The sequence below is a fragment of the Bacillus clarus genome, assembly GCF_000746925.1.
GTDB classification, from domain to species: domain Bacteria; phylum Bacillota; class Bacilli; order Bacillales; family Bacillaceae_G; genus Bacillus_A; species Bacillus_A clarus.
This window is the reverse complement of the sequence record NZ_JMQC01000008.1, coordinates 3,986,062-3,997,737: the sequence shown is the minus strand read 5'-3', so window position 1 is coordinate 3,997,737 and position 11,676 is coordinate 3,986,062. Positions and strand designations below refer to the sequence as shown.

8 protein-coding genes, 2 pseudogenes and 1 other annotated feature (1 of these 11 only partly in view) are annotated in these 11,676 nt (G+C 35.6%); of the genes and pseudogenes, 3 read left to right on the top strand and 7 right to left on the bottom strand.

Translation table 11 applies throughout. The features are described 5' to 3' along the window. Positions 1–174, bottom strand: a binding site (T-box leader); it reaches 49 nt to the left of the window's first position. 229 nt (positions 175–403) lie between these two features. Continuing rightward, entirely contained in the window at positions 404–2,038 is a 1,635-nt protein-coding gene (locus tag DJ93_RS21425; RefSeq protein ID WP_042983111.1) for a putative polysaccharide biosynthesis protein, read from the top strand. Between the two features lie 42 nt (positions 2,039–2,080). Here DJ93_RS21425 and DJ93_RS21420 read toward each other — a convergent pair whose 3' ends face one another. From DJ93_RS21420 to DJ93_RS21395, 6 genes and pseudogenes are all read right to left on the bottom strand, one after another. Further along, positions 2,081–2,905, bottom strand: coding sequence for a DUF4037 domain-containing protein (locus DJ93_RS21420; protein ID WP_042983110.1), 825 nt, complete (start codon positions 2,903–2,905; stop codon positions 2,081–2,083). 212 nt (positions 2,906–3,117) lie between these two features. Then, positions 3,118–3,630: a GNAT family N-acetyltransferase gene (locus DJ93_RS21415; protein ID WP_042983109.1), complete on the bottom strand. Its 513-nt coding sequence runs from the start codon at positions 3,628–3,630 to the stop codon at positions 3,118–3,120. Positions 3,631–3,749: 119 nt separating this feature from the next. Then, a complete protein-coding gene (cysK, locus tag DJ93_RS21410; protein WP_042983108.1) occupies positions 3,750–4,667 on the bottom strand; it encodes a cysteine synthase A in 918 nt (305 codons plus the stop codon). Between the two features lie 15 nt (positions 4,668–4,682). Then, a complete protein-coding gene (locus DJ93_RS21405; protein ID WP_042983107.1) occupies positions 4,683–5,891 on the bottom strand; it encodes an MFS transporter in 1,209 nt (402 codons plus the stop codon). A gap of 383 nt (positions 5,892–6,274) precedes the next feature. Further along, positions 6,275–7,534: a GTPase HflX gene (gene hflX / locus DJ93_RS21400; protein ID WP_042983106.1), complete on the bottom strand. Its 1,260-nt coding sequence runs from the start codon at positions 7,532–7,534 to the stop codon at positions 6,275–6,277. A 481-nt stretch (positions 7,535–8,015) separates the two neighbouring features. After that, positions 8,016–8,339, bottom strand: a pseudogene (locus tag DJ93_RS21395) (cobalamin biosynthesis protein CbiN); the annotation flags it as partial. Between DJ93_RS21395 and DJ93_RS31015 the strand changes: the two are divergent. Continuing rightward, positions 8,331–8,555: pseudogene (locus DJ93_RS31015) on the top strand (3-oxoacyl-[acyl-carrier-protein] synthase III C-terminal domain-containing protein); the annotation flags it as partial. The pseudogenes DJ93_RS21395 and DJ93_RS31015 overlap by 9 nt on opposite strands. A gap of 145 nt (positions 8,556–8,700) precedes the next feature. Here the strand turns inward: DJ93_RS31015 and DJ93_RS21390 are convergent. Beyond that, positions 8,701–9,975 (bottom strand): MFS transporter, encoded by a 1,275-nt coding sequence (locus DJ93_RS21390; protein ID WP_042983104.1) that lies wholly within the window; start codon positions 9,973–9,975, stop codon positions 8,701–8,703. 389 nt (positions 9,976–10,364) lie between these two features. On the opposite strand from DJ93_RS21390, the gene DJ93_RS21385 reads away from it, so the two are divergent. Next, positions 10,365–11,483: a response regulator aspartate phosphatase gene (locus tag DJ93_RS21385; RefSeq protein WP_042983103.1), complete on the top strand. Its 1,119-nt coding sequence runs from the start codon at positions 10,365–10,367 to the stop codon at positions 11,481–11,483. Positions 11,484–11,676 lie beyond the last annotated feature (193 nt).

The window sequence follows — 11,676 nt, the reverse complement described above, 5'->3', positions numbered from 1 at the left end:
CACCACTTTATTTGATAACGGTATTCACTACCGTCTTTCATTTCCTCACAATGTAAGATTTATGAAAGATGCTCCAGGACGAACTTCATGAATAATCTATATACTGATTCACACCAACCATCAGCTCTCTGAAATAGGGAGATTTTCACTACTATACCCTTTCATTGCCCAAATATTATTTTCCGAATTGATTACTATCATTTTTATCACACATTAAAAATAGTGTCAACAGATTTTTTCGGATTTTTATGTATCATTTCCCTATTTTTCGATATAAAAATTCAAAATATGACTTTTCTATGAATACTATTGCAACCTTTATGGTTTATACTGTATTAACTACTCTGACAGGTTTATAGTAGTATAAGATGATTTCAAAGCAACACGAGTAGGAGGAAAAATATTGTCTACTTCAAAAGTTTTAAAGGGAACTGCTTTATTAAGCGGTGCCACAATGATTTCACGTATTTTAGGTTTTATATACTTCTTCCCTTTTCAATTATTAGTTGGTACACAAGGTGTAGCTTTATATGCGTATGCTTATTCTTGGTACGGGATCTTACTAAGCTTTTCAACAGCTGGCATTCCAATTGCTGTATCTAAATTCGTTGCTAAATACAATGCATTAGGTGATTATAGCACAAGTAAAAAGCTATACAATTCCAGTATCAAATTAATGTTATTCATGGGCTTTCTAGGATTTTTAATTTTATTTATCGGGGCCCCTTACGTATCACAATTTATCATTCGCTCTCAAACACCTGATCCGGGATTTATCGCTGATGTTACACTTACAATGCGCGCTTTAAGCTTTGCACTCATTATCGTTCCAGCGATGAGCGTCACACGTGGATACTTTCAGGGCTTTCAGCATATGAAACCGAGTGCTGTTTCTCAAGTTGTCGAGCAAATTGCACGGGTTGTTTTCATTTTAGTTGGTAGTTTTATCGTCTCCAAAATACTCGGTGGTTCCGTAGCTTCCTCTGTTGCAGTTGCTACATTTGGCGCTGTCATTGGAGCACTTGCTAGCGTTTCAATTTTGATTATGTATTGGAAAAAATATAATCATTTAAAACCAGCTGATGGTGAACTCAAATCAAGATCATCTAATATTCCGTTAAAAAGTATCTATATGGAATTACTTCGTTATGCGATTCCAATTGTATTTGTTGGGATTGCTATTCCGTTATACACATTAGTTGATCAATATACAGTAGCTGATGCATTAAGAGCGATTGGCACACCACTTGAAACAGCGAATGCTATTTTTGCTTATATAACGAATTATGCACAAAAACTAATTATGATTCCTGCTTCCTTAGCAACAGGATTCTCACTTACCATTATTCCAGCAATCACAAAATCATTTACTAGCGGAAAGCTAGAAGAATTACAAGATCAAATCACAAAGATTTTCCAAGTGTTATTATTTTTCACCATCCCAGCTGCATTTGGATTAGCTAGTATCGCATATGATGCATTCCGCATGGTATATATGAGCCCTGATATCGCTTTGGGAGGATCACAATATTTAATTTCTTATGCACCATCAGCAGTATTAAGCGCTATCTTCACTGTTTCAGCTGCTATTTTACAAGGAATTGATTATCAAAGAAAAACAATGATCGCTTTCTCAGTTGGTATTCTTGTAAAGGTTGTAGTGAATACACCACTCTTATACTTATTAGGTGGGCATGGTGCTATACTCGGAACCATTATTGGTTATCTTGTTTCAGATATTATCATGCTGTATTGCATCGTTAAGTATGCGAATTTCAATATTAGAGAAACAGCGAAAACAGTATTTCTTATTACCATCTATTCCGCGGCGATGTCCGCTGTCGTAATGGGATTAAAAGCGATTATAGGATGGCTAATTCCTGGACAACCTTATATTGAATCCTTACTCATCGTTATCGTATGTGGTACTGCCGGGGGATTTGTATACCTTCTATTCGTATTAACGAGTGGCCTTGCTTCACACATTCTCGGTGATCGTATCCACCGTTTACCTATACTAGGAAAATTAGTAAAGTAAAAAAATAAGAGATGTAACAATGAGTTACATCTCTTATTTTTATTACTTCACATACTGAATACACTTTTGTTGTTCATCAATATTTAATTCAGGAGCATATATATGGACTAAATGTAATACTTCATGAATTAGAACCTCTAACTCCTTCACACTATACTCCGGACTCCCTATCAAAGTTTTCGCCATGCGCTCATATAAATTTTCAGGTTTAATTTTCATTCGCTCCACATTATAAGGCATCCATTTAAAAGCAGGATGATGCACATACATTTTATTCAAGCCGAATAAAACACCAAATACATCTCTTTGCACTTCACAAATGACATCGTAAAGCATAAGCCAATCTTTTCGTTTCAACAGCGCCTCACGATTATTCCAGCGGTTACTTAACCAAAGATTTTCTGTAATCATTCGCTTTGCTAACTCTTCAGGATATTCTGCAACTCTATTTTTTAAATCGCTCACTTTCTTTTCTCCATATAAACACACACCGTCCTGGATAGATGACACGATGCATTGTTTCTCATAGTCCGTTTCATATTTATGAATCACATCAGAAATAAACCTTTCAACGGTAACTGTTAAAAAGTTACTAATCTCTAGTTTAATTCCTTCTTGAGTCAAATAAGCTTCCGACCACTCTTCTGCCTCATAAAGGTGGTAGGACAAAATAGTCCCGTCAATACTTTTAATAGGATTCTGCCGATCTTCATCTTCTGGCGGTACTGACCATAAAATATGTAATTCAATATCTGAATGCTCATCTTCTAGCTTTCTTGCTACAGAGCCCGCTAAAATAATAGCTTCTACTTTCGGGTTTTGTTTATAAATTGCTGCCATTTCTATTGCTTTCTTTCTTAATTGCATTTCATTTCCCCCTAAAACGACTATTTTCTCCTTTTTATATTTATCTATTTCTATATTAAGTCTAATTTTACCTTTTATAATAGAAAAAGAGTATACATACCCCTATACACTCTCTACAACTGAGGCTTCTTTCGAATTGATTCCTCATTCCAATTTTTCTTTTTGTTATGATTCGGGTTCAATACTTTCCTGATTTTTGAATATCAACTAAATCATAGTTCTATCCAGTAACGCTGAACAATTTCGCCATTATTAGGAGAAATTACTTCATCTTCTAATACACCTCCAACTTTTTGAATCGTTTTAGCAGAACCGATATTTACTTTATCGCAAGTTATTAACACTTTCTTCAATCCTAATTTTCTAGCTTCAAATAAAGAAAGCCGAAGTTGTTCAGTAGCGTAACCTTTTCGACGTTCATCAGGGTGCACACTATAACCGATATGTCCGTTCTCCATCAACAATTCCGGTGTTAATCGGTGTCGAATATTGATTAAACCGATTAAACCCCCATCTTCCATGCTTAAAAATTGAGTGGATGGGACTCGATTTGGCGGTAAACTCTCTCCCTTTTCCTGAATATTGACTTTTTCAAACCATTCATCAATGGAATCAAAATGTTGTAAGGAACAACTACCATGTGGTTGTTCACTTGCATTTAAAAACGCTTGCCGATACTCCATGATTTGTTCACTATACTCGTGTGTTGGTTTCACTAGTTTCATTGTTATCACCTTTCTCCCCAATCAGCAGTTTTCATTTCAAATCATATGTAACAAAAAGAAACACCTTAATAGAGAAATTTCAATTTAACTATTAAGGTGCTACTATTTTCATATAACTTTTATTCAAATAACCCCATACTTAAATAACGCTCTCCTGTATCAGGTGCAATACATAAAACTTTTTTACCCGCACCTAGACGCTTCGCTATCATAATCGCAGCGTACACAGAAGCTCCTGAAGATGGCCCTACTAATAAACCTTCTTGTCTTGCTAAATTCCTCATTGTAGTTAGCGCTTCCTCATCTGCAATTTGAATAATTTCGTTATACACTTCTGTCTTTAAGTTTTTCGGAATAAACCCGGGACTCGTTCCTACCAATTTATGAGGACCTGGGACACCTCCAGATAAAACAGGAGATCCTTTCGGTTCTACTACCGTAACATACAAATTTGGTAGCTTCTCTTTTAATGTTTCACCTGTCCCTGTAATTGTTCCACCAGTTCCAGCCGTTGCTACAAAAGCATCAAGCTTCCCGTCCATTTGCTCATAAATTTCAAGTGCAGTCGTATAGCGATGAATATTCGGGTTCGCCGGATTTTCAAATTGCTGCGGGATAAAACTATTCGGTATTTGCTTTTGCAATTCTACCGCCTTTGCAATCGCTCCAGGCATTCTTTGTTCTGCGGGCGTTAAAACAACTTCTGCTCCATATGCTTTCAACAAATTAATTCTTTCTTTTGACATGTTATCTGGCATAATTAAAATCGCTTTATACCCTTTAGCAGCTGCATTCATTGCCAAGCCAATGCCAGTATTTCCACTCGTTGGTTCAATAATTGTATCCCCCGGTTTAATGAGACCATGCTCCTCTGCAACATGAATTAAATTATAGGCTGCACGATCTTTCACACTGCGAGATGGATTAAACATTTCTAGTTTTACATACACATCCGCTGCATCTTCTGGAACGAATTTAGATAATCGTACAACAGGTGTATCTCCTATTAATTCTGTAACATTATGACATAGTTTCATAGCGCATCCCCTATTCTATACAGATTTCTTGTCGCTTGGCAGTAACCATGAAGTGAGTCCGATTAATGGTAAACAACTACATAATACCATAATAAATTGCAGACTATGTATATCAGCTAATTTCCCGAGGACTACAGCACCTAATGCTCCAAGACCAAATGCAAGTCCGACGATTAATCCTGATACCATCCCGACTTTCCCTGGAACAAGCTCTTGTGCATATACAACGATAACACTAAAACTACTAGAACTAATAAAACCAATACATAAAAATAATGGTACGACCCACATAAGTGAAACGTGCGGTAATAAAAGTGCAAGTGGTGCTGAACCGAGCATTGAAAAGACGATGATATTTTTCTTACCAAATCGATCCGCTAATGGACCACCAAAGAACGTGCCCAGTACTCCAGCAATCATAAAGGTGAATACGAAATACTGTGCATTTTTTATAGACAAACCGTAATGTTCAATTAAATAAAATTGATAGAAATTCCCGATACCAGCACCATACCATGAGCGTACAAAAGTTAAAAAGACAAGCAGTACAATAACGAATTTAATATGCGTACTTACAATTGCATTTTCAGCTTCCAGTGCAGCTCGTTTCTTCCTTCTTACAGCACCATCCATTAACTCATTTTTATACCAATTGGACACGAAAATTAATAATACAATTCCTACTGCTGCAAAAGCTGTAAAACCAAGAGAACCAATTTGACCGAGTGGAACGAAAATTAGCGCTGTAAAAATTGGTGCAAGAGAATTCCCTGTATTTCCTCCAACTTGATAAATCGCTTGTGCTAAACCACGCTTTGCACCCGCTGCCATATAAGCAACACGTGCCCCTTCAGGATGAAAGACCGCTGACCCTAAACCAATAAATAAAACAGAAATAATAACAATAATAAAATTCGGTGCAAATGCAAGTCCAATCATCCCCAGCATACTCGAAAACATACCGAGCGGTAATAAAAATGGTGATGGTTTCTTATCTGAATACATACCAAACACCGGCTGCATAATCGATGATGTCATATTTAACGCGAACGCAATCCACCCTACTTGCATGTAGGATAAATTCATCGATTTTTCCAAAATAGGAAACAAGGCCGGCACAACAGCTTGCATGGAATCATTTAAAAAATGCCCAAAACTAATCGCAAATAAAATACGATATATTGTTGGCGTTTCCATCGCATTTCTTTTTGAAACTGCCCGCATATTTGAATCTCTCCTTCCTGCACAAAATATATATTTATTACAGTAGGTGTAATAAATTCTGACTTTTGAAACACTTTTATTCTATACTGCTTTCATTTCTTTTTCCAGAAATACAACTTTCAAGCAAAAAATAGAGCCTTTTAGCTTTGAATATTTTTAGATACACTTTGGGCTTTATGTTCCATACTCTCCTATTAATTGAATTTCTTTACTATATTAACTTTTTCAGAACCTCCATCAATTAGTTTCATTTTCTTTCATCCCCTAGCAAGTAATGATTTTATTTAACTTATTTCTACTAGTGTCTTAGTCCTTTAAAAAGCTTCGTCACATGTCTGAATAAAAAAAGGCGATCCTAAAGCATACTAGGATCGCCTTTTATATTAAATAACAAAATGCTTATACTTCTCATAATCACTCGTCTTACATTCGAGTGAAATTTTTGTGCCCTCATTTTCATAACTAGTAGCCATAACATGTGCATGGTCATTGAAATAAGAAACGAGCTGTCCTTGATCATACGGAATTAACATTTCGCACTTCGTATATTCTTTATAAATGTGGGTACGAATCATCTCTACAAGCTCTTCAACTCCAACGTGCCTCTTTGCAGATAGATAAACGCGGTCTTCCTGCACTTTTGGAATTTCAACTTCCATCATATCGGACTTATTATATGCGTAAATCGTTGGGATATTTTCTACACCCATTTTCTTTAATGTTTCATTTGTAATTTCAATTAATTGCTCATAATGTGGGTTTGCATAGTCCACAACGTGAATAAGTAAATCCGCTTCCGCTACTTCTTCTAACGTTGAACGGAACGCTTTCACAAGATGATGCGGTAACTTACTTACAAATCCAACTGTATCTGTTAATAAAAATGATTTATTATCTGGAAGTTCGATATTTCGTACAGATGTTTCGAGCGTCGCAAATAACATGTCTTTTTCAAATACTTGCTTCTCTACAGTACCATTAAAGATCTCAAGCATCGCATTCATCGTCGTTGATTTCCCTGCATTTGTATATCCTACTAATGAAACGACAGGAATTTCATTTTTCTTACGCTGTTTTCGCTGCGTTTGACGCTGTGCAACAAGCGCTTCCAACTCTTTATTTAAAGCTGAAATTTGCTCTTCAATTTTACGACGGTCTAACTCTAATTTTTTCTCACCGACACCTTTATTTTTCGTACCAACACCACCGCTCTGTCTTCCTAATGATTCACGAAGACCAATTAAACGCGGCATCATATATTGCAGGTGAGCTACTTCAACTTGTAACTGTGCTTCTTTCGTTTTCGCACGTTGCGCAAAAATATCTAAAATTAAAATAGTACGGTCAATTACTTTACAATCTAAATCTTCTTCTAAGTTTCGAATTTGTGAAGGCGATAATTCATCATTAAAAATTACAATATTCGCATCTGCTTCCTTCACGTAAGCTGCTACTTCTTCAATCTTCCCTTTTCCAATATAATGCGACGGATTTACGCGTTGTAAGTTTTGTGTAACTTGCCCTATAACTTCAACATCACAAGCTTCAGCAAGATTTGTTAACTCCTCCATCGAATATTCAAAATCACTTTCATTCCCTAAATTCACACCAACTAATATTGCTCTTTGTACTAGTTCTTCCATATATTAATTCCTCCATTTCGATTACGCAAAATAAAAAACACAGGTCACTGCCTGTGTTTTTCGTAAACGGATAAGGGTATACCAAAGAAATAGAAGAAAGCAATGCTTCCGTCCTATTACATGGTCAAAAAGTCCCAAATGGTATACGTATCCAACACATGTACACCTATACCATCTCATTCTATTTATAAAGGCAAAACAAAAAGAGGGCGTATTCGTCCCTCCCTCTTTTTCACATATAAGTTCAATAAAGGGTTCCTTTAAAATAGGCAGACCAATCCCGTTCACCCTGTACACAGACAGAGCCTTTGAGCGCTATTCAATTATCGGCACAAAGTATTGAGACGTAATCTGATTAAGATCAAAGGAGACCCCTCCGTTCATTTAAAGTTACATAAAGTGTAGCATAAGTAATTCGCTTTCACAAGATTAAACTACCCATATTACTAGAAAGAAAATCGTTATATTTTTACTTTATTTATCATTTTTTGCGAATTCTCCTTACAATAAAGATTAAAGCAACAATGACAACTAAAACACCCATCGTAAAAATAACAATGTGACTTACTTGAAAATGATTCGGCATAGCCCTTTCAAGATTCACTTTCTTCGTCGGAACAGTTCCCTTTGCAATATGACTTAAAGCAGTTTTCTCCATCTCTGCCTCATCTAATCTCTTCGTTCCACTGCAACTAGATGTCTCCAACTTTTCTTCTCCTCTGTGAGAAGAAAATACTAGGTACTCCCTTCCTTCTGCAAAAAGAAACGCACAACTGCCACCACTTGTATATATAATAATTTGCGAATGATTGAATCTATTTGTGAGAAATCCGAAATTCCAATTCAAAAAACATTAACGAGCGTGGAGTATATGGGGAATACATCTTCTGTCTCCATTCCACTCGCTTTAGATTTAGCTAGAAAGGAAGGAAAATTAAAAAGTGGAGATACACTTTTACTATACGGATTTGGCGGTGGGCTAACGTATTTAGGGCTTATTGTAGAGTGGGATTTAGATTGACGATATAAAAAGAGGTTCTAGAAAATAACTAGAATCTCTTTTTAATTTTATGAAACCAACTTATTTGTTTTCACACCACATTTTCCACATAATTGTAGGCAAATCTTCTAATAAATAAACAATACTTTCAGAACTTATATTTTATTTAATGCTTTTCACCTTTCCGAGACCATATCACAACAGGAATAAGCAATAAAGCTAACGCTCCTCCAGCTAATGATAATACTGCATAACTTGAATTAGCTACTACCATGCCGGACATCACTCCTCCAGAAGCTCCTGCCAATGCAATAAAAACATCTATTTTTCCTTGTGTCTTCGCACGTGTGGAAGGTTCTGTTGAATCAACAATTTGAGCAGTACCACTTATTAATCCAAGGTTCCACCCTAATCCAAGTAAAGAAAGAGCGATAACTAAGAGCATTAAAGAATCGTTCGGTGCCATTGCAGCTAGCACTCCTGCAGCAAGTAGTATAACTCCTGCAGCTATACTCATCGCTGTTCGACCAATTTTATCAATAAGAATCCCTGTAACAAGCGATGGAAGGTACATTGCACCTACGTGAAACCCAATGACAAGCCCTACTTCACTTAATCCATGACCATGGTGCCCCATGTGGACTGGAGTCATAGTCATAATCGCAACCATAACCACTTGAGTAAGTATCATCACTATCGCCCCAACGGTAACACCTCTTTTATTCTCTATCGCTTCCTCAGTAATCGGATGTCCTTTGTATGTATGTTCCTGTTTATATGATTCTATGATGTTCGCTATAATTAACGGATCCGGACGGAGCATAACGAAAAGTACGAAACCTGCTAACAAAAATGCCGCTGCTGATAGTATGAATGGACCAGCAAGCTCAGGAATCCCAATCGAACGAGCAAAACTCCCCATTACACCTACTAAATTCGGTCCTGCAACCGCACCAAAAGTCGTCATAACCATAGTAATACTAACAGCGGTTGCTCGTTGCTTCTTATCCGCTAAATCCGTACCAGCATAACGAGCTTGTAGATTAGTAGCTGTACCTGCACCGTAAATGAGTAAGGAAGCAAGTAAGAGAATAATACTATTTGTTAAAGCTGCCATTACAACACCAATAGCCCCAAGTCCTCCCACCATAAACCCTGTCGCGAGTCCTACTCGACGTCCATATCGTTGAGAAAGCCTCCCTACTATAAAAGCCGCTACTGCAGATCCCAATGTGAATATAGCAGCAGGTAATCCTGCAAATGCATCTGTTCCAAGCATTTGCTGCGCAAGAAGTGCGCCTACAGTAATCCCAGCGGCTAATCCCGCTCCACCAAACATTTGTGAAATACTTACGACTACTAACGTTCGTTTATATAATTTTTGTTGTTCTTCTACTGCATACATATGATTCCTGATTGAATCATTAGCCTTATCTAGCATTTCCTCACCCTCTTTATGAAAAAAATCTCTCTTTTTTAATGTACTATGATTAATGTTTTATATTCAATGGCAATCGTATTCGTTACTTTAATTTTAAAATCCCGTACCTTACACATCACTAATATAAGCACAAACAAGCCTCCACTCCTTACGATAGAAATACAGACTCATCTATTTTAAACAAACTCAAAAGATCTTTGAAATTTTAAATCTATCTCTTTACTTTTAAAATCTTTATATTCAATTAGAAATCTCATAATGACTCCCTTTCAAGTTTGTTACTCTCCTTTTCGACTCATTCATTCTACATTACTTTAAGATATCTTAATAATTTCTATTCTAACTTTTCGGATTTATGGTAATATTCAAGTAAAGGAGGCGTAACTAATATGACTACAGAAACGATAACAAAAGAACAACTAAAACAATCACTAAATATATGGTATCAGTCAATGTTGCAACAAAAATTAGAAACAGCAACAAACCTTAAAGAAGAAGTTGCTAATAAAATTAATAATGTAGAAGAAGATCACGATTTATTATTGTATTATGCATTATTAAATTATAGATATAAGGTCCTTAGTGATTGGCTAGGAATTAAAGAAAATAGTTTTGATCATATAGAATCTTTCAAAATCCCATCAACAGGATTTTTAGCATATTATTATCATTTTTTAAAAGCAATTCATTTTAAATTCCTCTCAAACTATACAGCTGCAAACAAACATTTTGAAAAGGCTGAAACATTATTACAGTACACTCAAAACCCACTAGAGAAAATAGAATGGTATTATCGACTAGGCGACTTTTATTATCAATCTTATCAACAAAGAAAAGCACTTGATCACATAAAAATAGCAAAAGAAGAATTTACTAAACACGAAGGATATGAAATTAATGTTGCATTATGTAACAATTTATTAGGGCTATGTTTTATTGATTTAAAACAGTTTGAATTAGCCGAAGAAACACTCTATGCTGCATTAGATGCGTTCCAAAAAGAAAAACATGAACAATACGTATTAATGGTACGCAATAACTTGAGCTTGTTGTACACAAATCCAGCTTTAGCTGCACCAACGATACCTCATTTATCAGAAATAACAAAACGGCATATACTAGAGGTAACAAAAAAGAATCCTCTTCATTTCAAAGCATTACTTATAGAAGCACAAGAATATTACAAATTAGGTGAACATACTCTTGCAAATGAATCTATAGAAAAAGGGCTTACTATTTGTACTGAACTAAAAAATAAAGAATTTCAAAATCACTTCACAATCCTAAGAGAATTAAACAACAAAGTACCTGCATCATCTTTAGAAACTGTAATTTTAAAAGCACTTCCATACTTTGAAAAAGAAGAATTATGGGAATGTGTTCAAGAATATACAGAAATTCTCGCATTAAAATTTTATGAAGAAGCTAATCATGTGAAAGCAAGTCAATATTTTCACATCGGTAACGAAGCAAAGAAAAATAGTTTTAAAAAATCCGCATTGAAGTAATGTGCGATTCGCTTACCTACATTACAAGTCATATTTATAGTGAGTTTCTTTTTATAAATTCAGCTGTTAACGTCCAAGCTAATCATTAACATGTACTTCCTGATCGTTACAATCTGTATTTACACTCTGCATGTACAATACTAAAAAGAAAGAAAGCACAGCTTTTCAACTGTGCTTTCTTTGATTTTTATAC